Origin of the sequence: Streptomyces sp. NPDC050085, from assembly GCF_044460595.1 — a bacterium.
Lineage (GTDB): Bacteria > Actinomycetota > Actinomycetes > Streptomycetales > Streptomycetaceae > Streptomyces.
Genome location: NZ_JBITJZ010000013.1, coordinates 172566 through 195164, shown reverse-complemented (window position 1 = coordinate 195164; position 22599 = coordinate 172566). Strand labels below are relative to the sequence as shown.

Genomic DNA, 22599 nt, shown 5'->3' with positions numbered 1-22599 from the left:
TGCGGACGGTTCAGCCCAACTGGACTGTCCCTTCGGGTGGTTCGGAGTAGCCGGACCGGGCTAGTCCGCATGAGCACAAGCGCTCAGGGCTGTGCCCCGCGACCGGACGGCGGACGGCGCGGGGCACAGGTCTCGGTGGTCGGGCTCGGGTCAGGCCAAGAGAGGAGTGGCCCGGGCCGGCGTCAGCCGGTGGGTCAGTACCGGCAGCAGCTCCGCCACGCGGTGCGGGCGGTGGGCCGCGATGCCCGGCGGTGCGGGTGCCAGCGGGACGAGGATGTCGTCGGCCGCCGGGTGCCCGGTCGCCGCGTCGGCGGTGCAGTCGCCGTGCAGCCACAGGGTGAGCATGTAGAGCTCGGGGACCGAGAGCAGGCGCGGCTGGTAGTGCAGCGGCAGGGACTCGGCCTGACGCAGCGCGCGCTCGGTGGACGTCACGTAGGGGCCCTCGAAGAAGTGCGAGAAGGCCCACCCGTCCGGAGTGAGCATTGTGTCGGCCGCGGCCACCGCGCGGTCCCCGCAGCGGATCAGGAACCGCCAGCCGGTGAGGCGGGCCTGCGAGGGTCCGGTGGTCTCGGTGATGTGGTCCAACACGTGGACGGGCAGCGGGAGTTCGGGGCTTGCGGGTCCCTGTGCTGCGCGCAGGGAAGGGGTGCGGGCCTCGCGGACGGCGGTGGGGGAACCGAGGGCCGTGAGGACGCTGCGCAGGGCGGGCGCGGGAGCCGGAGGGACGTGCAGCGGCATGGTGGGTCGCCTCTCATTCGACAGGCACGTGGTACGAGGGCGGTGCGGGACGAGCGGACGGCGCTGTCTGCTGCTGGGGTGCGCGGGATGCGCAGCATTACGCGGGCCAGAGGGGGCGGGGGCCACTGACGAACCCGGCCACGGGCGCCGACTCTCTGTCTCGTTCGCGGAGTTTATACGACGCGTGTTCACACGGTGTTTCCCCTACCAGGGTGAGAGGGGTCTGCAAGGTGCTATTCGGCCGTCGTCCCGGCGGTGTTTTGCCGGCGGGCATCCGATTTATCTTGCGTCTTCGCCGTGTGGCCTCGTCTTTTTCCGAGTGAGCGGTCGGCCGGTTCTCGTCGGTGTTTTTCACCAGGCGTTCGTAGATGAATCTGCAGAACGCTGCATGCCTAGGGAATGTGCCGTGGGGTAAGTGGTCCGAGCGTACTGCCCCGTCGGGCCGAGCGGGGCGTTATCGATCACATTGCCTGGGCATCATCCACCGTGACACGCGGCCGGACGGTCGGGCTGCCCGGGCGAGGAGGGACGCTTCCATGGGGGAGAAGGTCGTTGCGGGCGCGGTCGATCTGGCCGACCGACGGCTCTACCGGGAGAAGCTCGCGGAGTGTCTGTCGGGGCTCGAGAGGCTCTTGGGCGAGAAGCGGTTCGACCGGCCGAAGAATCTCATGGGCCTGGAGATCGAGCTGAATCTCGCCGGGCCCGACGGGCTGCCGAGAATGATGAATGCGGAAGTACTCGAGCGAATCGCCAGCCGGGATTTCCAGACGGAACTCGCGATGTTCAATCTGGAAGTGAATATTGCGCCGCACCGGCTCGGCGGGCGTGTTCTTGATCAGCTTGCGGAGGAGCTGCGGACCGGGCTCGGTTATGCGCACCGGAAGGCCAATGAGGTCGATGCGGGAATCGTGATGATCGGTATTCTGCCGACCTTGCGCGCCGCGGATCTCGTCTCTGCGAACCTCTCGGACGTGGACCGCTACACCCTGCTCAACGACCAGATCGTGGCCGCGCGGGGCGAGGACTTCGTGCTCGACATCGACGGCGTGGAGCACCTGACCTGCACGTCCTCGTCGATAGCGCCCGAAGCGGCGTGTACGTCCGTGCAGTTGCACCTCCAGGTCACGCCGGGCCGGTTCGCCGACGTGTGGAACGCGGCGCAGGCGATCGCCGGGGTGCAGATCGCGCTGGGCGCCAACGCGCCGTTCCTCTTCGGTCGCGAGCTGTGGCGGGAGTCGCGGCCCCCGCTCTTCCAGCAGTCCACGGACACCCGGCCGCCGGAACTGCAGGCCCAGGGGGTGCGGCCGCGGACGTGGTTCGGGGAGCGGTGGATCGATTCCGCGTACGACCTCTTCGAGGAGAACCTGCGGTACTTTCCGCCGCTGCTGCCGATCCTCGACGAGGAGCACCCGCTCGACGTCCTCGACAAGGGCGGCGTCCCGAGCCTCGCCGAACTCGTCCTGCACAACGGCACGGTGTACCGCTGGAACCGGCCCGTGTACGGCATCGCGGACGGCGTTCCGCATCTGCGCGTGGAGAACCGGGTGCTGCCCGCGGGACCCACCGTCACCGACGTCATCGCCAACGTCGCCTTCTACTACGGCGTCGTACGGGCCCTGGCGGAGGACGCGCGGCCCGTGTGGTCGCGGCTCTCCTTCGAGGCGGCCGCCCGGAACTTCGACACCGCCTGCCGGTACGGGATCGACGCGCGCCTGGAGTGGCCGCGCCGGGGCCGGTTCGGCGGCACCGAGCAGGTGCCGGCCGTCACCCTCGTACGGGACGAACTGCTGCCGCTCGCGGCCGCCGGGCTCGACGCGTGGGGGGTCGAACCCGCCGACCGCGATCTGTACCTGGGCGTGATCGAGGAGCGGTGTGCGCGGCGCATGAACGGGGCGGCCTGGCAGGCGGCCACGTACCACCGCGCCCGGGAGAGCGGGCTTGCGCGCGATGCGGCGCTCGCCGCGACCACGCGCCGGTACGCCGAGCTGATGCACCTGGGCGAGCCGGTGCACAGCTGGCCCGTCGGGCTGCCGGAGCCCGCCGTGCCGCTCGGGTGACGCCGGCCGGTCAGGTTCAACTGCTCTTGGCGCCCGCCTCGATGATGGCCTTCAGGATGACCTGCTGGATGTCGGCCGGGTCACTGACCTGGTGACCCGAGCCGCCGGTGGCCGTGGCGATCTGCTCGATCTCGTCCTTGTCGGTGTCCGGGCCGACGGCGATGGCGATGAGCGGCACGGGGTGCTCGGGGTCCGTGAGGTTCTCCAGCTCCTTGATGAGGCTGCTGCGGGAGATCGATCCCGGGTCCTGGTTGACGCCGTCGGTGACCACGACCACCGCGTTGAACTTGCCGCTCTTGTACGTCGACGTGGCCTGCTTGTAGGCGGCGAGCGTCGTGTCGTACAGGCCGGTCGCCCCGCCCGGCACCGGCTGGAGGGACGTGAACGCGGCGGACAGGCGGTCCCGTTGGGTGCCGGCGCCCTCGCGGTCGCCGAGGCGGGCGGTCGGGACCAGCTTCTTGTAGTCGCGGCTGCCGTCGAGGTGGGTGGAGAACTCCCACAGGCCGATGTCGTCCTCGTCCGTGAAGGCGGTCGACAGGGCCGCAAGCATCGATGACTTCGTGACGTCCATGCGGGACTGGCCGCGGCCCGGCACCGGGTTCGCCATCGAGGCCGACGCGTCCACGACAGTGAGGATGTGGGCGCTCTGCACCGTGATCGTCCACATGCCGAGGGTCTCCTCGATCTCCTCGTCGGTCGGCGGCTGCGACGTGGGCTCCGCGTACGGCTGCGGGGCGCGCGCGCCCGCCTGGGCGGCGACCGCCTCGGGCGAGGCCGAACTGGACGTGCGGAAGCCGTGCTTCGCCAGGATCGCGCGGCCGTCGGGCGCGCCGAGCAGCGTCATGAAGCGGACGGCGGCGCGGCTCTGGTCGGTGGTCAGGGCGGGCTCGTCGACCAGGGAGAACGGGTAGTTGAGCTCGGGCGAGCCGTCCTTCGGGTAGAAGAGGTCGAGGCCGCCGTCGTCGCCCGCCTCCGCGTTGTGCGCGAAGGCGGCCTGCTCGGACAGGATCAGGGCCTGGTTGCGCCGGGGGTTGCCCTGCTCGCTGCCCGAGGTGTCGCTCGCCACGGTGTCCATCAGCTGGCCGTCGCTGTCCGAGGTGCGCTGTGAGAGGACCTTGGCCATGGCCGCGGCCTGGGTGCCGCCGTCGTCGCCGGACTTCTTCGCCTCGGCCGCCAGCTTGGTCAGCGCGAGCAGGCCGGTGGAGCTGCGGGCCGGATCGGCGGCGCCCAGGCGCACCTTGTCGTCCTGCATGGCCGCGCCGGCCAACTGCGTCCAGCTGTAGGTCTTCTTGGGCCAGCCGAAGGCCTTCGCCGCCGCCGGGACCATGCCCACGCCGATCGGCGTGGAGGCGATGTTGCCCGCTGCGGCGACCGGGGTGGCCTTCGTGTTCTGCTCGACCCGCTGGAGCCACAGGTCCGAGTCGGGCACCCACACCTGGTAGTCCGGCTTGCCCTTGCCCGCGCGCAGGTCCGTGGCGACCTTGTACGAGTCGCGCGCGGTGACGGTGACGTCCAGGCAGTTGCCGTCCGAGGTCACCTTCTGTTCGCGGGCCTGGTCCGCTGCGGCCGTCAGTGCGGGCGCCACGTCCGGGGAGGCGGCGACGTCGAGGTGGACCGTGCCGCCGCAGGAGTCGCCGAAGCCGAGCAGATCGCTGCGGACGGCGAAGGCCGTGCCCGCGGCGACGGCGAGCACGGTGGCCGTCGCGATGGCCACCGTGCGTCCCCGCGACCGGGGACGCCGGTCGGACGCGGCCGTCCCGTACTCGTCGGGCATGCTGCTGTGACGTCCCATGACGGTGGTGCCCCTCCCTGAGCCGTAAAGGCAGTTGCGATATAAGCGGTGAAGCAAGAAGGGGGAGCGGTGCGCCGGACTGCGGCGCACCGTCCCCCTCGGCCTGTCGCGCGCGATCTTCGTACCTGCATTCGAGACCCTAGCGGGGCGGCGTGAGCGATGAGGCGCGATTACTGAAGTGGAGTCAGGTGTGCAGGTGGAGGCGGGGTCGGTGGCCGGTTCTTTTCCCAACGAGGGGCTCTCACGACGATTTCTCCGGGACGAGACGCTGCTCGTTCTGGGGCTTTCGCTCGGTGCGAGTGGCGTGTCCGCCCTGATCAGCTTTGTCGGATCGGTCACCAAACCAGGTGGTCTGAAGGATCAGGCGGCGACCCTCAACGCCTCGGCGGCGCCAGGGCGTCCATGGCTTGATCTCGCTTGGCAGCTCTTCGGGATCGCGAGCGCGCTCGTGCCCGTCGCGCTCGTCGCGCACTTTCTGCTGCGCGAGGGCGAGAGCCTGCGCACGATCGGCTTCGACCGCACGCGGCCGTGGTTCGACGCAGGACGCGGCGCCGCGATCGCGGCGGTGATCGGCAGCACGGGCATCGCGTTCTATCTGGCGGCCCGCGGCCTCGGCTTCAACCTCACCGTGGTGCCGGAGGCGCTGCCCGACGTGTGGTGGAAGTACCCGGTGCTGATCCTGTCGGCGGTGCAGAACGCCGTACTGGAGGAGGTCATCGTCGTCGGGTATCTGCTGCGCAGGCTCGGGCAGTTGGGCTGGACGCCCGGCACGGCGCTCGTCGCGTCGTCCGTGCTGCGCGGCTCGTACCACCTGTACCAGGGCATCGGCGGGTTCTTCGGCAACCTCGCGATGGGCGTCGTCTTCGCCTATCTGTACCGGCGGTGGGGGCGGGTCGGGCCACTGGTCGTGGCCCATTCCCTGTTGGACATCGGGGCGTTCGTCGGGTACGCGCTGCTCGCCGGGAAGGTGGACTGGCTGCCCACCGCCTGACCGGCCCTACGCGTTGAGCTCGCCCTCGATCACGGTGACGGCGCTGCCCGTGAGGAGGGTGCGCTCACCGCGCAGTTCCACGCGGACCAGACCGCTGCGGGCCGAGGCCTGGAGACCGGTGAGTTCGGTGCGGCCCAGGCGCGGCGCCCAGAACGGGGCGAGGGCCGTGTGGGCGCTGCCCGTCACCGGGTCCTCGTCGATGCCGACGTTCGGGAAGAAGCAGCGCGAGACGAAGTCGTACCCGCGGGACGCGTCGTCGGCGCGGGCCGTGGCGATGACCCCGCGCTCCGAGAGGGCGGCCAGCGCCTTGAGGTCGGGGGTCAGGCCCCGCACCGTCTTCTCGTCGGCCAGCTCGACCACCAGATCGCCGACCGAGCGGCCCGTGTCGTGCACCGAGACGGGCTCCGCGCCGAGCGCGCCCGCGAGTCCGGCCGGGGCACGCTCCTCGGTGAGGGGAGCGGTCGGGAAGTCGAGGGTGAGGGAACCGTCGTCGTTCGGGGTGGCCACGAGGACGCCGCTGCGCGTGGCGAACCGCACGGGTCCCGAGGTGGTGCCCGTCGCGTGCAGGACATGGGCGGTGGCGAGCGTGGCATGGCCGCACATGTCGACCTCGGTGGCCGGGGTGAACCAGCGCAGCGCCCAGTCCGCGTCCCCGCCCGCGGGCAGGGGGTGCGCGAAGGCGGTCTCGGCGTGATTCACCTCGGCGGCGACGCTCTGCAGCCAGTCGTCCTCCGGGAAGGCGTCGAGGAGCAGGACGCCCGCGGGGTTGCCGGTGAACGGGCGGTCGGTGAAGGCGTCCACGATACGAATGCGCATGCCAGGGACGGTAATTGAGCTCCCTGAGGATCGGCCAAGGCCAATTCGCGATGACTGGCCCCTTTGTGGAGACGGCCGGCCTCTTGTGTGTTCAGCGGCGGGTCAGGACCGCATGGGTCGCCGCCGGGGAGCTGACGAGTTCGGTGACGCGGTAGCCGGCGACGCCGTCGGCCACGTTGTCGAGGAGGCGCTCGCCGCTGCCCGCCAGGAGCGGCACGATCACCAGGTGCAGCTCGTCGACGAGCCCGGCGCGCAGGTACTGCTGGATGGTGGCAGCGCCGCCGCCCAGGCGTACGTCGCGGCCGTCCGCCGCCTCGTGTGCGCGGCGCAGCACGGTCTCGAGCGGCTCGTCGGTGAAGTGGAAGGTCGTGCCGCCGTCCTTGGGGATCGAGGGGCGGACGTGGTGCGTGTGCACGAAGACGTCGTGGTGGTAGGGCGGGTTGTCGCCCCACCAGCCGGTCCACGACGCGTCCTGCCACGGGCCGCGCTGCGGGCCGAACATGTTGCGGCCCATGATCGTCGCGCCGACGTTCTCCTCGCTGCGCTCGATGAAGTCCACGTCGATGCCGCTCTTGCCGTCGGCGCGGTCGCGCATCGCCGCGACCATCCAGTCGTGCAGGCCCTCGACGCCGTCCCCGAAGGGCTCCTCGAGGCGCTGGTGCGGTCCCGCCGTGAAGCCGTCGAGCGTGACGGTGACGTTGTGTACGCGGAGCTTGGGCATGGCGTTCTCCCTGGTCGTGAGGGGTGCTCGTGGTTCGGGTCCCGGCATCTGTACGTCGATCGGGGCGGCCTCGGATCGACACCTGGGCGGAAGTTCTCCGGACGTGTGTTGCCAAGCGAACTGTTCCGATATATCGTTGAGGCATCGCGATCGGTTGACGATCGCGGTCATCGAATTCACCGATCAGTTGTGAAAGGACTGATTCTCATGCGTACCCACGGACATGAACACGGACATGGACACTACGGACCCGGCCACGAAGGCCGGGGCGGTTTCGAGCGCGGCGGCTTCGAGGGCCGGCGCGCCGCATTCGGGCCCTTCGGGCCGGGCTTCGGTGGTCCCGGTGGCCCCGGCTTCGGGCCCTGGGGCGGCCGCGGCGGTCGCGGTGGCGGGCCCCGGGGACGGGCGCGGCGCGGTGACGTGCGTGCCTCGATCCTGGCGCTCCTCACGGACCGGCCGATGCACGGCTACGAGATGATCCAGGAGATCGCCGAGCGCAGCGGCGGCGCGTGGAAGCCCAGCCCGGGCTCCGTCTACCCGACGCTGCAGCTGCTCGAGGACGAGGGCCTGATCGCCAGTGCCAGCGAGGGCGGCAAGAAGCTCTTCTCGCTGACCGACGCCGGGCGCACCGCCGCCGAAGAGGGGCCCGACGCTCCTTGGGAGGAGGCCGGTCGCGGCGTCGACTGGGAGGCCATGAACGAGATCCGGCAGGCCGGCTTCGGTCTGATGGAGGCGTTCGGCCAGGTCTGGAAGACCGGCAGCAAGGAACAGCGCGAGAAGGCGCTGACCGTCATCAACGACGCGCGCAAGAAGCTGTACCTGATCCTCGCCGACGAGGGCTGAGCCCGATGAGGGCCCGGGCCGAGGCCGGGGGCAGAACGTGGAAGAGGCGTCCCGTACGTGAGTACGGGACGCCTCTTCGCGTGCGGGAACGGGGCCGGAGGGGTCAGGCCACCAGGCCGCCGAGCTTGCGCAGCGACTCGTTCAGGGCCGCCGTCGCCGAATCCTTGAGCTTGCCCGCCATGAGGGACACCGCGGCGCCGGTGAACTCGCCGTCGATCCGCACCGTCGTGGCGCCGCCGTCGGCGGTGAGCGTGTAGCGCGTGCCGACGTTCACGCCCATCGGGCCCTTGCCCCGGATGGCGAGCGTGCGGGCCGTCTCCAGGTCCTCGATGGTCCAGTTGACCTCGGCGGGGAAGCCCATCAGCTTCATGTTCTCGACGAACTGGCCGCCGACCTCGAGGGAGGCCGGGCCGCCGTTCGGGAAGTTGGTGTGGGTGGCGCTCCATTCACCGTGCGAGGAGAAGTCGGTGAGCTGCGCCCAGACCTTCTCCGCGGGCGCCTCGATGCGTGCTTCCGCGCTGACTTCGGCCATGCGGCCACCCCTTTGTGTCGAGAGCCCTGCGGGCTTTGGTGTCGCGTGTCGCGGAAAGTAGCCGCCCGGCCTCGAACATTCAATACTGATGAACCGTCAGATCGGCCGGATCCCTCAGACCCTGTGGATCTCCGCGGCGTCGAACAGGTCGTACGCGCGCGGGTACGGCCCCTCGTCGTGGCAGTGCCAGGCGTCCCAGAACAGGTCGGCGAGCAGCGCGTCGTCCGGGGCGTACACCCGGTACACGTACTGCCTGCCGTCGATCGCGGGCAGGGCCACGAGCCAGCACCTGCTCTCCATGTCTGTGTCGGACGAACGAGGCGGGGCCCTGGTTGCGTACGGGGCGTGAGGCAAGGAGGCGCGCGCCCCTCGGGGTCGAACGGTGCGATCTCATCCCTGAGGAGGAGAAGTCGTTCATCCGTGCCCAACTTGTGTCGGACGCGAAGATGCTTCCCTCCGGGGATGTTCCTGTGGATCGCGCCTGATGAGGTGGGGTACGTGCAAAGCCCTATCCCGTCCCAGGAAGAAGCAGGTCCCTTCAGCGACGCGCCGCTCAGTGACGAGCTGGCGCTGGTCGTCGTGGGGGCCAAGCGGCGTGCGGTACGGGACGGGGACCGCCAGATCGACACCGCCCACCTGCTGCATTCGCTGCTGGAGGCCGACCCCGAGGTGCGCGACGCCTTCGCCGACCGGACCCAAGTGGCGCGACTGCTCGGCTATCTCGTGCAGCGCAGCATCGGCTACGGGCTGCGCTGGCAGGGCGCCGTCGAGGACTCCGGCGCCGTGCCGATGGTGAGCGGGGCGCCCGGCTGGTCGCCCGTCGCCGCCGCGGCGATGGAGGCCGGTGCCGAGCGGGCCGCGTCCCGTGGCGACGTGCGGGCCCGCGGCGTCGACGTGCTGGCCGCCCTCGCGGAGGCCGCGGAATGCCGCGCCGTCGAGGTGCTCGGCCGGGCCGGGGTCGACGTGGCGGGGCTGCGGCAGCGACTGAACTGACGGGGCGCCGACGGCACGGTTCCATCTGGTGAGACAGGGGTCATCGGGGGTGACGCTCCTGACTTGCCCTGTCATGATGTGCCGGTGCACGGGTCAAAGGGGTCTCAGGGGAGTCAGGAAACCGGTGGGCGTGGCTTCGGACTGGGGCTCGCCCTGGTCTCCGCGCTCGCGTTCGGCGGGTCGGGCGTCGCCGCCAAACCGCTGATCGAGGCGGGGCTCGACTCCCTCTACGTGGTGTGGCTGCGGGTCGCCGGCGCGGCCCTGGTCATGCTGCCGCTCGCGTGGCGGCACCGCGCGCTCGTGCGGCAACGGCCGCTGCTGCTCGCCGGGTTCGGCCTGCTCGCCGTCGCGGGCGTCCAGGCCTGCTACTTCGCGGCGATCTCCCGCATCCCCGTCGGCGTGGCCCTGCTCATCGAATATCTGGCGCCCGCGCTCGTCCTCGGCTGGGTCCGCTTCGTCCAGCGCAAGCCGGTGACCCGGGCCGCCGCCCTCGGCGTCGTCCTGGCCGTCGGCGGTCTCGCCTGCGTCGTCGAGATCTGGTCGGGGCTGAGCTTCGACGTGCTCGGTCTGCTGCTCGCCCTCGGTGCCGCCTGCTGCCAGGTCGGCTACTTCGTCCTGTCCGACCAGGGCAGCGACGCGGGGGCCTCCGGGGGCGAGGTGCCGGACCCGCTGGGCGTGATCGCGTACGGGCTGCTGATCGGTGCCGTCCTGCTCACGGTCATCGCCCGCCCCTGGGGCATGGACTGGTCCGTGCTCGCGGGCAGCGCCTCGATGAACGGCACGTCCGTGCCCGCCTGGCTGCTGCTGTGCTGGATCGTGCTGCTGGCCACCGTCGTCGCGTACGTCACCGGCGTGGTGTCCGTGCGACGCCTGTCGCCACAGGTCGCCGGTGTCGTGGCCTGCCTGGAGGCGGTCATCGCGACCGTGCTCGCCTGGGTGCTGCTCGGTGAACACCTGTCGGCGCCGCAGCTGTTCGGCGGCGCGGTCGTGCTGGTCGGCGCGTTCATCGCGCAGTCCTCGAAGCCCGCGGCGCAGGCCGCCGAGCCCGTTCCCGAGCCGGAAACCGCGTTGTCCCGCTCCGGCGGCCCCGTCTAGGGTGGCGATCATGCATTCCCACTGGCTCGTTCTTCCGCCGCCGGCCGCCTAGGGCCCGTCCGGCCACTTGTTGTGCCGGACCTGGGTGCCTCCCGCGATTCCGTCGTCGGATCCGCGGGCAGCGCGCCATGGGCGGATGCCGGTCGCCGTCGTGCGGATCGGCCCGTCGGGCCCCGGTGCGGGCGGCCTCCTTCGCGTACGAGTTCTCGTACGAGATCCATGGCCCGGGCAGCTCCCGGGCGGGGTGCGGCCGTCCGCCGACGACGGTCCGTGTCCCTCGGTTCCCGCTGTGGCGGGGGCCTTTCCGTGGAGATCCACGTGTCGAATGCTGTCTCGGCCGGCTCTGCCGTGCCCTCTTCCTCTGCTGCGTCCCCTGCCGTGTCCGTGGCCCGCGCCACCGGTCAACTGCCGGTCGGCCGCGGCCTGTTGTACCTCGTCGTCGCCGGTCTTGCCTGGGGCACCGCGGGTGCCGCCGCCTCCCTCGTGTTCCGGCACAGCGACCTCGGGCCCGCGGCCCTGTCGTTCTGGCGGTGCGCGGGCGGGCTCGTGCTGCTCGTCGCCGCGCGTCTGGTGCGGCGACGCCGGCCCGTCGTCGCGCCGGGCGAACCGCTCGGCCGCAAGGTCGTCAGGCTCGGCGTCCTCGGGCTTTGCCTGACCGTGTTCCAGACCGCCTACTTCGCCGCGGTGGCGGTGACGGGACTTGCCGTCGCCACCGTCGTGACGCTCGGCGCGGGGCCCGTCCTCATCGCGCTCGGCGCGCGGTTGACCATGGGCGAGCGGCTCGGCCGCGGCGGTGTGCTCGCCGTCGCGGGCGCACTCGGCGGGCTCGCCGTGCTGATCCTCGGCGGCGGGGGCGCGGCCGTGCGGCCGCTGGGTGTGCTGTGGGCACTCGCGTCGGCGGCGGGGTACGCGGTGATGACGCTGCTCACCCGGTGGTTCGGGCGCTCGGGGCGGGCCGGTGACCAACTCGGCACGACCGTCGGCACGTTCGCGGTCGCCTCGCTCGTGCTGCTGCCCTTCGGTGCCGCCGAGGGCCTGGTGCCGCACACGGCCCAACCCCACGAAGTCCTGGGCCTGTTGGCGTACACGGCCTCCGTGCCGACGGCGCTCGCCTACGCCCTGTACTTCGCGGGCGCGGTCGTCGTGCGCTCCGCCACCGTCTCCGTGATCATGCTGCTCGAACCGGTGGGCGCGGCCGCGATCGCCGTGACCCTGCTCGGCGAGCGGCTGACCGCGGCCACGGTGGCGGGCACGGCGGTGATGCTGGTCGCCGTCGTCGGCCTCGCGGTGACGGAGGCGCGCGCCGCCCGGTGAGGTGACCTGGCGCTACGCCTCCTGACGCCGCCGCTGCTGCACCGCGAGCGCGGCGGCGTCCCGGAGGCCGCCCCGGTCGGCGAGGCCCTTGGCGATCCGGTCCTGGACCTCTTCCGGCTTGTGGCCCGCGTACTTGAACTTGGCCCGTACGTCGGTCACTTCGAGCCGCATGCCCCGGATCCCGGAGAGCAGCCGTCCGTACGGGGCCTCGCCCACCGCCACCGTCTCCGACAGGCCGGGGGGCTGGAAGTGGCCGACCTGGCGGTTGAGCAGCGTCGCCTTCTCCTCGGGGTCGTCCACGACGTGGGCCGTGCACCGGAGTTGGACGGCGGCGTACACGCTGGTCGGCGTCCCGTGCTCGGGCGGGGCGCCGGGCGGGGCCTGCCAGGGGCCCGGCACGAACGCGTAGTCGTCGACGACGCTCAGCAGCACCTCGGGGTTCGCGTCGAGGGCGGGCCACAGCGGGTTCGGGCGGGCCAGATGGGCGAGGACCTCGCCGAACGGGCCGCCCGGCGAAGGGTCGTACGCGAAGTGCATCGGCTGCACGAACGGCGGCTCGCCCGGCAGCCCGTTGACCGCGAGCTGGCCGAAGTCGTGCGCGGCGAGCCAGTCCTGCCACTCGGCCGTGTCGCGAGCCGCGTCCCAGGGGTGGATCAGCATCACAATTCCTTGAGGTACGACGGGACTTCGATGCCCTCGGCCAGGTCGGCCGACGGGATCGGCGTGCTGTAACCCTTCCGCAGCGGGACGATGCCCGCCCAGTACGGCAGGTCCAGGTCCTCCGGCTCGTCGTCCGTGACGCCCGTGCGCAGCTTCGCCGAGACCTCCTCGAGGTCGAGGCTGAGGACGGCCGTGGCGGCCAGTTCCTTCGCGTTCGCCCGGCGGGAGTCCGCGGAGCGGCCCGGGACCACCTGGTCGACCAGTGTGTCCAGGGCGAGCTGCCTCTCCTGGGGGTCCGTGACCGGGTACGCGGTGCCGTGGATCATCACGGAGCGGTAGTTGAGGGAGTGGTGGAACGTGGAGCGGGCGAGCACCAGGGCGTCCACGTGCGTCACCGTGAGGCAGACGGGCAGGCCCGGGTCCTGCCCGCCGGCCATGCGCAGCGGGCGCGACCCCGTGGAGCCGTGCAGGTACAGACGCTCGCCGACGCGTCCGTACAGCGTGGGCAGCACGATCGGGGCGCCGTCGCGCACGAAGCCGAGATGGCAGACGTAGGCCTCGTCGAGTATCGAGTGCACCAGGTCGCGGTCGTACGCGGCGCGCTCCTTGGCGCGGGTCGGTACGGTCCGGTCCGTGGGTGTGTAGCGGGCGGCTGTCGACTCCGGGGCGACGGTCATTGCCAACTCCATTGCACTAGTGCAAAATAGTGTTTGTGCTAGGAGAGTATCCGATCAGTGGTAAGCGCGCGGTGGAGATTTCAGCGAGCGTCGAGCGTGCGGTGGCCGAAGGGGGGCTTGAGCCGGGTCAACTGCTGCCTCCCATGCGGGAGTTGGCGCAGCGGCTCGGGGTGAATCCCAATACGGTCGCGGCCGCCTACCGGACGCTGCGCGAGCGCGGGGTCATCGAGACCGCGGGACGCCGTGGCAGCCGAGTGCGCCCGATGCCGGCGACGACCGGGCGCGAGCGCATCCGGGTCGACGTGCCGCAGGGCGTGCGGGACGTGTCCGACGGCAACCCGGACACCGCGTTGCTGCCCTCGCTGGTCGAGGCGTTCACCGCAGCGGCGGCCGTCGCGGACCGGGAGCCCGTGCTGTACGGGGACGCGTTCCTGGAGCCCGGACTCGCGCGCGGGGCGCGGTCCCGCTTCGATGCGGACGGGGTGCCGGAGGGCCCGGTGGGGGTGGCGTCCGGGTCGCTCGACGCCATCGAGCGCGTGCTCATGGCGCACCTCAAGCCCGGGGACGCGGTCGCCGTCGAGGACCCGGGCTGGGGCAGCATGCTCGACCTCGTGCCCGCCCTGGGCCTGCGCCTGGTGCCGGTCGGCGTGGACGACGACGGGCCGCTGCCGGGGGACGTCGAGCGGGCGCTGCGCGATGGGGCGCGGGCCCTGGTGGTGACCTGCCGGGCGCAGAACCCGACGGGCGCGGCGGTCGGTGCCGCCCGCGCGAAGGCGCTGCGCAAGGTGCTCGCCGGGCACGAGGAGGTGCTGCTGGTGGAGGACGACCACGGGCACGGCATCGTCGATCTGCCCCTGCATCCGCTGTCCGGGGTCACCCACCACTGGGCGTTCGTCCGCTCCGTCGCCAAGGCGTACGGGCCCGATCTGCGCCTCGCCGTGTTCACCGGCGACAGTGCCACCGTCGACCGGGTGCGCGGGCGGCAGCGGCTCGGCCCCGGCTGGATCAGCCGCATCGTCCAGCGGGCGGTGGCCGCACTGTGGTCGGCCGGCGCGGTGGACGCGCGGGAGGTCGCGGCCTCCTACGGGGTGCGCCGCGACGGGTTGATCGCCGCCCTCGCCGAGCGGGGCGTCGAGGCCCACGGGCGCAGCGGCATGAACGTGTGGATCCCGGTGCCGGACGAGACCGGGGCCGTGGCGCGGCTGCTGCACGCGGGGTGGGCGGTCGCGCCGGGCGCCCGGTTCCGGATGAACGCCGGACCGGGCGTGCGGATCACCGTGTCCCGGCTGGGGGTCGAGGAGATCGAGGCGGTGGCGGACGTGGTGGCGGCGGCCGTCGGGCCGGTGCCCGAGCGGTACTACGCCTGAGCCGAAGCCTCCCGCTTCCTTACGGCTTGGTTGGGCCGCGCCTGGGTGAGTGCCGCGCCCGCCAGGACGATCACCGCGCCGATCGGCGTCGACCAGCTCAGCGACTCCCCGAGCACGGCGACACCGGCCGCCGTCGCGATGACGGGGATGAAGTAGGTGACCATCTGCGCGGTCGTCGGGCCGACCTCGGCGACCAGGCCGTACTGGATGAGGAGCGCGAGGCCGGTGCCCAGCGTGCCCAGGGCGACGATCGCCAGCAGCGGCGTGAGCGCGAAGCTGCTCGGCCAGGACGTGAACAGCGGTGTGACGACGGCCAGTTGGGCGGTGGCCAGGAGCAGCTGGGCGCCGGTCATCGACAGGTGGGAGTTGCCGGTGTTCGCCAGTGTGCGGCGCACGTAGATCCAGCCGACCGGGTAGCTGAACGAGGCCAGCAGCGCCATCGCCGTGCCCGTGGCATCCAGGCCCTGGAAGCCCTGCCAGACGCCGAGCACCGTCAGGACGCCCAGGAATCCGATGCCGAGGCCCGCGACCCGGCGCCGCGTCGGCCGGTCCTCGGAGAGGGCGACCAGGGAGAGGGCCATGCCCCACAGTGGTGACGTCGCGTTGCAGATCCCGGCCAGCGTCGACGGGATCGTCTGCTCGGAGAAGGCGAACAGGGAGAACGGCAGTGCGTTGAGCAGGAACGCCGCGACCGCCAGGTGTCCCCAGGTGCGGGCCCCGCGCGGCAGCCGCTCCCGCTTCACGGCCATGGCGGCGGCGAGCACCAGGGTGCCGAACAGGAGCCGCCCGAGCGTCACTTGGAACGGGGCGTACCCGTCCGTGCCCACCTTGATGAGCAGGAAGCTGAAGCCCCAGATGAGGGAGAGCCCGCCGAAGCGCAGGCGCCAGTCGAGGGTGCGGCGGGCGGTCGGGGACGAGAGGGTGGCGGGATCGGCCGGGGTGACGCGGGAGGCGGTGACGGTGCTCATGGACGTAAGGATCGCTCCCCACTTCCTCGTAGCACAAGCGAGACTTCTTGCCCGGTATCGCTTAGCATCGCTTACATGTTGAATTTGGAGCGGCTGAGGGTGCTCGACGCGCTCGCCCGGTACGGATCGGTGAGCGGGGCGGCGGACGCGCTGCACGTCACGACGTCGGCCGTCTCGCAGCAGATGACCAAGCTGGAGCGCGAGGTCGGCCAGCAGCTGCTGGCCAAGCACGGCCGGGGCGTGCGCCTGACCGACGCGGGGCGGCTGCTCGCCGATCACTCGGCGCGCATCCTGTCGCAGGTCGAGCTGGCCCAGTCCGACCTGGAGGCGCAGCGCGGGCAGGTGGTGGGGGAGCTGCGGCTCTCCGCGTTCCCGACGGCCGCCCGTGGGCTGTTCCCCGCCGCGCTCTCCGCACTGCGCACGGCCCATCCCCAACTGCGGGTGCGCTCGCAGGAGTTGGAGCCGGAGGCGGGAGTCGCCGGCGTGATGCGCGGCGACCTCGACATGGCGGTCGTGCTCGACTGGTACAACAAGCCGATGCCGCTGCCCGACGGCCTGGTCAAGGCGAGCATTCTCGACGACCCGGCGGACATCGCCCTGCACGAGGGGCACCCGCTGGCGGCCCGTGACGAGGTGGGCCTCGAGGAGTTCGCCGACGACGAGTGGATCACCTGGGGCGAGGGCGAGTTCTGCCACGAGTGGCTGCTGTTCACGCTGCGCGCCAAGGGCGTCGAACCCCAGGTCGGCCACCGTGCCGCCGAGACCCACACCCAACTCGGCCTGGTGGCGGCCGGGTTGGGCGTGTGCGTCGCCCCACTGCTCGGCCGGAACCCGATGCCGCAGGGCGTCGTGACGGTGCCCGTGCGCCAGCAGGTCCGGCGGCACGTGTACGTGGTGTGGCGCGCGGACGCCGACCGGCGCCCCTCGATCAGGGCCGCCGTGGAAGCACTGCAGAAGGTGGGCGCCGATCTCGGGCAACTGGCCGGGCGCTGAGGGCCCGTCCTCGAGCCTGGCTACGGGTGGCCGAACCTCCTGCGGGTCGGCTGGGCCCCGATGCGGGTCGGCTGGCCCCGCTACAGGTCGGCCAGCTTGCGGAAGTCCCAGGAAGCGATCTTGTCCGGGGTCAGCCGGGCCCATGCGTGGCGGCCGTCGTGGAACATCTCGGACAGGCCGAAGTTCTTCGCCGCGAACAGCCGCTCCGGCGCGTCCAGTTCGGGGCACGGCTCCCCGGTGCGCGGGGACTCGCCGACGAACTCGATGCGACCGGACAGCTCGACGCCGCGCAGCTCCCCGTAGTCCTCGCCCGCGTCCACCACCACGGCAACCCTCCCGTCGGCCCGCAGGTCGGCCCAACGGCGGCTGCGCGCAAGGGAGTACAGCCACAGGGACGTACCGTCCCACAGGAACCACAGGGGGCTGACGTGCGGCGTGCCGTCCGGTGCCACCGTGGCCACCCGGCACGTGCGCTGCTCGGCGAGGAACGACTCCAGCTCCTGTGTCGTCATCATGATCTTTCGGCCGCGGCGCTGGGTGACGGTCATGGGCACTCCCTCTCACGCGGATCAGACAGATCACGCTGAACGGTTGCTGACGGTGCGTCAGAAGGGCAGCATGCGGTCTCTTCCGTCCGCGCGCAATGGTGACTACTCTCCAGCACCTGCGACGACCGGACGAACGGCCTTGCGCCCAGGGGGAATTCATGCCGACTCACGAGGACCTGGCCGAGCTGCTCGACCCGGCGGGCACGGTGCTGCTGACCGTCGAGTGCCAGCTGGGCGTCGTCGGTCCGGAGAGCGCCCTGCCCGAACTCGCCAAGGAGGCACGGTCGTCGGGCGCCCTGGCCCAGGTGGCGCGGCTGGTCGGGGCCGCGCACGAGAGCGGGGTCCAGGTGCTGCACGCCGTCGCCGAGCGTCGCCCCGACGGCCGCGGCGCGAACCGCAACGCCCGTCTGTTCCGGGCCGCCGAACGGCTGCCCGTCCTGCAGCTGTCCGGTTCGAAGGCCGTCCGGATCGCCCCGCCGATCGAGGTCGCGGACGAGGACCTCGTCGTACGCCGGCTGCACGGGCTCTCGCCGATCGCGGGCACCGACGTCGACCCGCTGCTGCGCAATCTGGGCTGCCGCACGCTCGTCGTCACCGGCGTCTCCGCCAACGTGGCGATACCGAACGCGGTCTTCGACGCCGTGAACCTCGGCTATCAGGTGGTCGTCCCCAAGGACGCCATCGCGGGGGTGCCCTCCGACTACACCCCCGCGATGATCCGCAACACGCTCGCCCTGGTCGCCACGGTGACGACGACCCCGGACGTGCTCGCCGCGTGGAAGCGCCCTAGGCGAGGCTGATCGAGTCGCCGCTGACCTTGAGCTTCTTCTCGGGCAGTGGCTGCGTCGCGGGCGGGTGCTTGACGCTGCCGTCCTCGATGGAGAACTTGCTGCCGTGGCACGGGCAGTCGATGGTGCCGGCGTCGACCTTGGTCACCTTGCACCCCTGATGCGTACAGGTGCTGGTGAACGCCTTGAACTCGCCCTTCTTCGGCTGGGTCACCACGACCCCGGCGTCGGCGAAGATCTTGCCGCCGCCCTCCGGGATGTCCGAGGTCTTGGCGATCTCCTCGCTGCCCCCGCCGCCCGCCGACGCGGCGTTGCCCGCGGGTTCGGACCCGCCGCTGTCGGACGAGTCGCCGCACGCGGCCAGGGCCGCGGCGATCCCCGCGACTCCCACGGCGGCGACGACGGTACGGCGGGCGGGCGCGGGACGTCGGGGGCCGGGGGGACCGGGGGGACCGGGGGGAAGGGACTCCTGCGAAGCGGTCATGCTCGGTTCCTTTCGTGGGAACGGACCTGGATCCCGTGGGGGGCGTGTGCTCTCCCGTACGTGTGGTGATCCCGGAACGTTCAACGGTTGGCCGAACTCATAACCCGGGCGCGTGCCGTGCGCAGGCAGGCCGTCCCGTGATGTCACTCCATCGAAGGAGGGCGGGCGGCCGCGGCCCGCTGCTGCTCCGGCTGCGGTGCGGTCATGTCGAGCAGGAGCAGGGCGTCCTGGTCGGGCGATCCGGGTTCGGCGGTGTAGACGCCGATGCGCTGGCCCGGGGTGCCCTCCACCTGCAAGGACTGCGAGGTGAGCGTGAGCGGTCCGACGTGCGGATGCCGGAACGTCTTGTGCCTCGGTTTGCGCCCGGTCACGTCGTAGCGCTCCCAGAGTCCCGCGAAGTCGGGGCTCTTGAGCAGGAGTTCGCCGACGAGGTTGGTCAGGTCCGGCGCGTCGGGTGCGGTGCCCGCGGTGGCGCGCAGCCGGGCGACGCAGGCGGTGATCTGCCGGTCCCAGTCGCCGAAGAGATCACGGGCGGCGGGATGGAGGAAGAGATAGCGGGCGAGGTTGCGGTGCTTGACCGGCCAGTCGTCCAGGCCCGCGTACAGGGCGAGGCCGCCGGGGTTCCAGGCGAGCACGTCCATGCTGCGGCTGATCACGTACGCCGGATTCGGGCGCAGCGACTCCAGCAGCTGCTTGAGGTGCGGGCGCACGGTGCGGCTGGGCGCGGGCGGCGGCTCGGGTGCGTAACGCGCGGCCCGGGCGGCCAGCTCGCGCAGGTGCTGGTGCTCCTGCTCGTCCATGTGCAGGGCGCGGGCGAGCGAGTCGAGGACGGCGGGGCTGGGCCGGGTCTCTTTGCCGCGCTCCAGGCGTACGTAGTAGTCGATGCTGATGCCGGCGAGGGTCGCCAGCTCCTCGCGCCGCAGTCCCGGGGTGCGGCGCAGGCCGGCGCCGACGGTCAGGCCGACGTGTGCGGGGCTGGTCTGGGTGCGGCGGGCGCGCAGATAGCGGCCCAGCTCGGCGCCTTCGCTGTGCGCGCTCTCGGATGACATGCCTCCAGTTTCGCCCGCCAGGACCCTGCCGCGCGGCGCGGTGGGGGGCCCTGTCATGACCCCTGAAGAACGCGCCCTGCCACATCGGCGCGATGCGGGCCAAGGTGAAGGTGCAGGACGCGGCACCCGCCCCGCCCCGGCCACCGCGGGCACGATGCACCCGGCCGGGCGAGAGTGGGAGTGCCGGGCGACGCCACCGATGCGAAGAAGGCGAAATGCGCTACATCACACTGCGTGACCTGGAGGTTTCCCGGATCGGTCTGGGCGCGATGGGCATGTCCCACGGCTACACGGGCTCGGGCACCGACGAGGCCGAGTCGATCAGGACCGTGCACCGGGCCGTCGAGCTGGGCGTCACGCTCATCGACACCGCCGAGATCTACGGGCCCTACACGAACGAGGAACTGCTGGGGCGAGCCCTGAAGGGACGCCGCGACAAGGTCGTCCTCGCCACCAAGTTCGGCCTGGTCTCCCACGGCGGTGACGGCCCCTGGAACCCGGACTCGGGAGCGGCCAACATCCGGACCGCCGTCGAGGGTTCCCTGAAGCGCCTCGGCACCGATCACCTCGACCTGTACTACCAGCACCGGGTGGACCCGAACACGCCGATCGAGGAGACCGCGGGCGCCGTGGGCGAGCTGATCGCCGCGGGCAAGGTGCGCGCCTTCGGCCTCTCGGAGGCCGGTCCCGACACCATCCGCCGCGCCCACGCCGTCCAGCCGGTCACCGCGGTGCAGTCCGAGTACTCGCTGTGGACGCGGGGCATCGAGGAGCGGATCCTGCCCGTCCTGCGGGAGCTGAACATCGGCCTGGTGCCGTTCTCCCCGCTGGGACGCGGCTTCCTGACGGGCACCGTGCGCTCCACCGACCAGTTCGACGACTCCGACTTCCGGCGCGGGAACCCGCGCTTCACCGGCGAGAACTTCCGGCGCAACCTCGCGATCGCCGACGAGGTGCAGGCCGTGGCCGACGAGGTCGGCGCGACGCCCGCGCAGGTGGCGCTGGCCTGGCTGCTCGCCCAGGGCGACGACATCGCCCCGATCCCCGGCACCAAGCGGGTCGGCCGCGTCGAGGAGAACACCGCCGCCGACGCCGTCACGCTGACCGGCGCCCAGCTGGACCGGCTCGGCAGCCTGCCGCCGGCCGCCGGTGACACCCACAACGAGGCCCAGGCGCAGCTGCTCGAACGCTGAGCGCCCGGCACCGCTCGACCCGCACACCGATCAACCCCGATGGGAGCAACCCCTCATGCGTGCAGCCGTGATGTACGGAGCCGAAGACGTCCGCGTCGAGGACCGGCCCGACCCCGCCGTCGCCAAGCCGTCCGACGCCGTGGTGCGCACGCTCGCCGCCTGCGTGTGCGGCAGCGACCTGTGGCCCTACCAGTCGATGCCCGCCACCGACACCGGCCGCCCCATGGGCCACGAGTTCCTGGGCGTCGTCGAGGAGACCGGCGCGGACGTGACCGGGCTGACGGCGGGCGACCTGGTCGTCGCCCCCTTCACGTACAGCGACAACACCTGCGACTACTGCGCCAAGGGCCTGCAGATCTCGTGCCGCGACGGCGGCCGGTACGGCTTCGACGGGGTCGACGGCGGGCAGGGCGAGGCCGTCCGCGTCCCGCACGCGGACGGCACCCTGGTCAAGCTGCCGGTGGCCGCCGACTCCGCCCTGCTGCCCTCCCTGCTCGCCCTGTCGGACGTGATGACCACCGGCCACCACGGCGCGGTCACCGCCGGAGTCGGCCGCGGCGACACGGTCCTCGTCGTCGGGGACGGCGCGGTCGGCCTGTGCGCGGTGATCGCCGCCGGGCGGCGCGGAGCGGAGCGGATCGTGCTCGCCGGACGCCACGAGGCCCGTACCGATCTGGGCCGTCGCTTCGGCGCCACCGACGTGGTCGCCGAGCGCGGCGAGGAGGGTGTCGCCCGCATCCGCGAACTGACCGGCGGCGTGGACAAGGTGATCGAGGCCGTCGGCACCCGCCAGGCCCTCGACACCGCCTTCGGCGCGGTCCTGGACGGCGGCACCATCAGCCGCCTGGGCGTCCCGCAGTACGAGCAGGGGCCGATCGGCCCCGCTGCATTCATGCGCAACATCACCCTGACCGGCGGGGCGAGCCCGGCCCGCGCCTACATCGAGGAGCTGCTGCCCGACGTCCTCGACGGCACCATCGCCCCGGGCCGCGTCTTCGACCGCCGCTTCCCGCTCGAGCAGGCCCCGGACGCCTACCGCGCCATGGCCGACCGCCAGGTGCTCAAGGCCCTCCTCACCCCGTGACCGCCCACCACCCACTCGAAGGGACACCCCTCATGCAGTACACGACCCTGAACAACGGCGTCGAGATGCCGCTCCTCGGCTTCGGCGTCTACCAGATCCCCGCCGACGACACCGAGCGCGCCGTGTCCGAGGCGCTCGCCGCCGGGTACCGGCTCTTGGACACCGCTGCCGCCTACGGCAACGAAGAGGCCGTCGGCTGTGCCATCGGCTCCAGCGGCATCGCCCGCGAGGACCTGTTCGTCACCACCAAGCTGTGGGTCCAGGACGCCCCGGCCGAGGACAACACCCGCCGCGCCGCGGAGACTTCGCTGACGAAGCTGGGCCTCGACCACCTCGATCTGTACCTGATGCACCAGCCCTACGGCGACGTCTACGGACAGTGGCGGGCCATGGAGTCCCTCCACCGCGAGGGCCTGGCGAAGGCGATCGGGGTCGCCAACTTCTACCCCGACCGCCTCCTCGACCTGATCATCAACAACGAGGTCACCCCCGCGGTCAACCAGATCGAGACCCACCCGTTCTTCCAGCGCGCCGACTACCAGGAGCTCATGCGCGAGCACGGTGTACAGATCCAGTCCTGGGGCGGCTTCGCCGAAGGAAAGAACGACCTGTTCACCAACCCGCTGCTCACCGAGATCGGCAAGGAGCACGGCAAGTCCGTCGCGCAGGTCGTCCTGCGCTGGCTCACACAGCGCGGCGTCGTCGCCATCCCCAAGTCCGTGCGGGCCGAGCGGATGGCGGAGAACCTGGACGTCCTCGACTTCGAGCTCACCGACGAGCAGATGGCGCGGATCGCCACCCTGGACACCGGCGCCTCGCTCTTCTTCGACCACCACGACCCGGAGATCGTCGCCTGGATCTCGGGGCGCCGCCTCGAAGCGTGAGCACCGGGCCGC

The 22599-nt window shown here is 71.8% G+C and carries 24 protein-coding genes; 12 read left to right on the top strand and 12 right to left on the bottom strand.

The annotated features are described in order from the left end of the window. Positions 1-150 precede the first annotated feature (150 nt). Positions 151-738: a hypothetical protein gene (locus tag ACIBUY_RS34615; RefSeq protein WP_365566827.1), complete on the bottom strand. Its 588-nt coding sequence runs from the start codon at positions 736-738 to the stop codon at positions 151-153. A gap of 536 nt (positions 739-1274) precedes the next feature. Between ACIBUY_RS34615 and ACIBUY_RS34610 the strand changes: the two genes are divergently transcribed. Beyond that, the gene (locus tag ACIBUY_RS34610) at positions 1275-2795 is read left to right on the top strand and encodes a glutamate--cysteine ligase (protein WP_365566826.1); all 1521 of its coding nucleotides are present in this window, start codon (positions 1275-1277) and stop codon (positions 2793-2795) included. Between the two features lie 16 nt (positions 2796-2811). Here the strand turns inward: ACIBUY_RS34610 and ACIBUY_RS34605 are convergent, their stop codons facing one another. After that, the gene (locus ACIBUY_RS34605; protein ID WP_365566825.1) at positions 2812-4587 is read right to left on the bottom strand and encodes a substrate-binding and VWA domain-containing protein; all 1776 of its coding nucleotides are present in this window, start codon (positions 4585-4587) and stop codon (positions 2812-2814) included. Positions 4588-4777: 190 nt separating this feature from the next. On the opposite strand from ACIBUY_RS34605, the gene ACIBUY_RS34600 reads away from it, so the two are divergent. Then, positions 4778-5578: a type II CAAX endopeptidase family protein gene (locus tag ACIBUY_RS34600; RefSeq protein ID WP_365566824.1), complete on the top strand. Its 801-nt coding sequence runs from the start codon at positions 4778-4780 to the stop codon at positions 5576-5578. A gap of 6 nt (positions 5579-5584) precedes the next feature. On the opposite strand, the gene ACIBUY_RS34595 is transcribed toward ACIBUY_RS34600, so the two are convergent. Together ACIBUY_RS34595 and ACIBUY_RS34590 are read right to left on the bottom strand one after the other, a co-directional pair. Next, positions 5585-6394 (bottom strand): PhzF family phenazine biosynthesis protein, encoded by an 810-nt coding sequence (locus ACIBUY_RS34595; protein WP_365566823.1) that lies wholly within the window; start codon positions 6392-6394, stop codon positions 5585-5587. Between the two features lie 91 nt (positions 6395-6485). Further along, the gene (locus ACIBUY_RS34590) at positions 6486-7115 is read right to left on the bottom strand and encodes a dihydrofolate reductase family protein (protein ID WP_365566822.1); all 630 of its coding nucleotides are present in this window, start codon (positions 7113-7115) and stop codon (positions 6486-6488) included. 207 nt (positions 7116-7322) lie between these two features. Here ACIBUY_RS34590 and ACIBUY_RS34585 point away from each other — a divergent pair, with 207 nt between their 5' ends. Then, positions 7323-7958 carry a PadR family transcriptional regulator gene (locus ACIBUY_RS34585; protein WP_365566821.1) on the top strand — a complete coding sequence of 212 codons (636 nt, stop codon included), beginning with the start codon at positions 7323-7325 and terminating at the stop codon, positions 7956-7958. A 103-nt stretch (positions 7959-8061) separates the two neighbouring features. Here ACIBUY_RS34585 and ACIBUY_RS34580 read toward each other — a convergent pair whose 3' ends face one another. Together ACIBUY_RS34580 and ACIBUY_RS34575 are read right to left on the bottom strand one after the other, a co-directional pair. Then, a complete protein-coding gene (locus ACIBUY_RS34580; protein WP_365566820.1) occupies positions 8062-8490 on the bottom strand; it encodes an SRPBCC family protein in 429 nt (142 codons plus the stop codon). A gap of 114 nt (positions 8491-8604) precedes the next feature. Beyond that, the gene (locus tag ACIBUY_RS34575) at positions 8605-8769 is read right to left on the bottom strand and encodes a hypothetical protein (RefSeq protein WP_365566819.1); all 165 of its coding nucleotides are present in this window, start codon (positions 8767-8769) and stop codon (positions 8605-8607) included. A gap of 219 nt (positions 8770-8988) precedes the next feature. On the opposite strand from ACIBUY_RS34575, the gene ACIBUY_RS34570 reads away from it, so the two are divergent. The 3 genes from ACIBUY_RS34570 to ACIBUY_RS34560 all read left to right on the top strand — a co-directional run bounded on the left by ACIBUY_RS34570 (position 8989) and on the right by ACIBUY_RS34560 (position 11892). After that, on the top strand, positions 8989-9483 hold the full coding sequence (locus ACIBUY_RS34570; protein WP_365566818.1) for a Clp protease N-terminal domain-containing protein: 495 nt from the start codon (positions 8989-8991) through the stop codon (positions 9481-9483). 78 nt (positions 9484-9561) lie between these two features. After that, a complete protein-coding gene (locus tag ACIBUY_RS34565) occupies positions 9562-10578 on the top strand; it encodes an EamA family transporter (RefSeq protein WP_399154767.1) in 1017 nt (338 codons plus the stop codon). Positions 10579-10962: 384 nt separating this feature from the next. After that, on the top strand, positions 10963-11892 hold the full coding sequence (locus ACIBUY_RS34560) for a DMT family transporter (RefSeq protein WP_399154766.1): 930 nt from the start codon (positions 10963-10965) through the stop codon (positions 11890-11892). A gap of 12 nt (positions 11893-11904) precedes the next feature. Here the strand turns inward: ACIBUY_RS34560 and ACIBUY_RS34555 are convergent, their stop codons facing one another. Both ACIBUY_RS34555 and ACIBUY_RS34550 read right to left on the bottom strand, forming a co-directional pair. Further along, a complete protein-coding gene (locus ACIBUY_RS34555; RefSeq protein WP_399154756.1) occupies positions 11905-12552 on the bottom strand; it encodes an FMN-binding negative transcriptional regulator in 648 nt (215 codons plus the stop codon). After that, positions 12552-13229: a pyridoxamine 5'-phosphate oxidase family protein gene (locus tag ACIBUY_RS34550; protein WP_365571330.1), complete on the bottom strand. Its 678-nt coding sequence runs from the start codon at positions 13227-13229 to the stop codon at positions 12552-12554. The genes ACIBUY_RS34555 and ACIBUY_RS34550 overlap by 1 nt, the downstream gene beginning before the upstream one ends. A 35-nt stretch (positions 13230-13264) precedes the next feature. Here ACIBUY_RS34550 and ACIBUY_RS34545 point away from each other — a divergent pair, with 35 nt between their 5' ends. Beyond that, positions 13265-14596, top strand: a complete 1332-nt coding sequence (locus ACIBUY_RS34545; protein WP_399154755.1) for an aminotransferase class I/II-fold pyridoxal phosphate-dependent enzyme — start codon at positions 13265-13267, stop codon at positions 14594-14596. On the opposite strand, the gene ACIBUY_RS34540 is transcribed toward ACIBUY_RS34545, so the two are convergent. Beyond that, positions 14587-15564: a DMT family transporter gene (locus ACIBUY_RS34540; RefSeq protein ID WP_399154754.1), complete on the bottom strand. Its 978-nt coding sequence runs from the start codon at positions 15562-15564 to the stop codon at positions 14587-14589. The two genes, ACIBUY_RS34545 and ACIBUY_RS34540, sit on opposite strands and share 10 nt — an antisense overlap. A 75-nt stretch (positions 15565-15639) precedes the next feature. Between ACIBUY_RS34540 and ACIBUY_RS34535 the strand changes: the two genes are divergently transcribed. After that, a complete protein-coding gene (locus ACIBUY_RS34535; protein ID WP_365571338.1) occupies positions 15640-16557 on the top strand; it encodes a LysR substrate-binding domain-containing protein in 918 nt (305 codons plus the stop codon). A gap of 80 nt (positions 16558-16637) precedes the next feature. Here ACIBUY_RS34535 and ACIBUY_RS34530 read toward each other — a convergent pair whose 3' ends face one another. Further along, positions 16638-17105: a pyridoxamine 5'-phosphate oxidase family protein gene (locus ACIBUY_RS34530; RefSeq protein WP_399154753.1), complete on the bottom strand. Its 468-nt coding sequence runs from the start codon at positions 17103-17105 to the stop codon at positions 16638-16640. 158 nt (positions 17106-17263) lie between these two features. Here ACIBUY_RS34530 and ACIBUY_RS34525 point away from each other — a divergent pair, with 158 nt between their 5' ends. After that, complete coding sequence (locus ACIBUY_RS34525; RefSeq protein WP_365571343.1) at positions 17264-17905, top strand: cysteine hydrolase; 642 nt, start codon at positions 17264-17266, stop codon at positions 17903-17905. Here ACIBUY_RS34525 and ACIBUY_RS34520 read toward each other — a convergent pair. Next, a complete protein-coding gene (locus ACIBUY_RS34520) occupies positions 17892-18377 on the bottom strand; it encodes a Rieske (2Fe-2S) protein (RefSeq protein ID WP_399154752.1) in 486 nt (161 codons plus the stop codon). The two genes, ACIBUY_RS34525 and ACIBUY_RS34520, sit on opposite strands and share 14 nt — an antisense overlap. A gap of 143 nt (positions 18378-18520) precedes the next feature. Next, entirely contained in the window at positions 18521-19426 is a 906-nt protein-coding gene (locus ACIBUY_RS34515; protein WP_399154751.1) for a helix-turn-helix transcriptional regulator, read from the bottom strand. A gap of 215 nt (positions 19427-19641) precedes the next feature. On the opposite strand from ACIBUY_RS34515, the gene ACIBUY_RS34510 reads away from it, so the two are divergent. Genes ACIBUY_RS34510 through ACIBUY_RS34500 form a run of 3 tightly spaced genes read left to right on the top strand, consistent with a single transcriptional unit; the run spans position 19642 to position 22587 of the window. After that, on the top strand, positions 19642-20619 hold the full coding sequence (locus tag ACIBUY_RS34510; RefSeq protein ID WP_399154750.1) for an aldo/keto reductase: 978 nt from the start codon (positions 19642-19644) through the stop codon (positions 20617-20619). 55 nt (positions 20620-20674) lie between these two features. Continuing rightward, positions 20675-21703, top strand: a complete 1029-nt coding sequence (locus ACIBUY_RS34505; protein ID WP_399154749.1) for a zinc-binding dehydrogenase — start codon at positions 20675-20677, stop codon at positions 21701-21703. Positions 21704-21735: 32 nt separating this feature from the next. Further along, positions 21736-22587: an aldo/keto reductase gene (locus tag ACIBUY_RS34500; protein ID WP_399154748.1), complete on the top strand. Its 852-nt coding sequence runs from the start codon at positions 21736-21738 to the stop codon at positions 22585-22587. Positions 22588-22599: the final 12 nt, after the last annotated feature.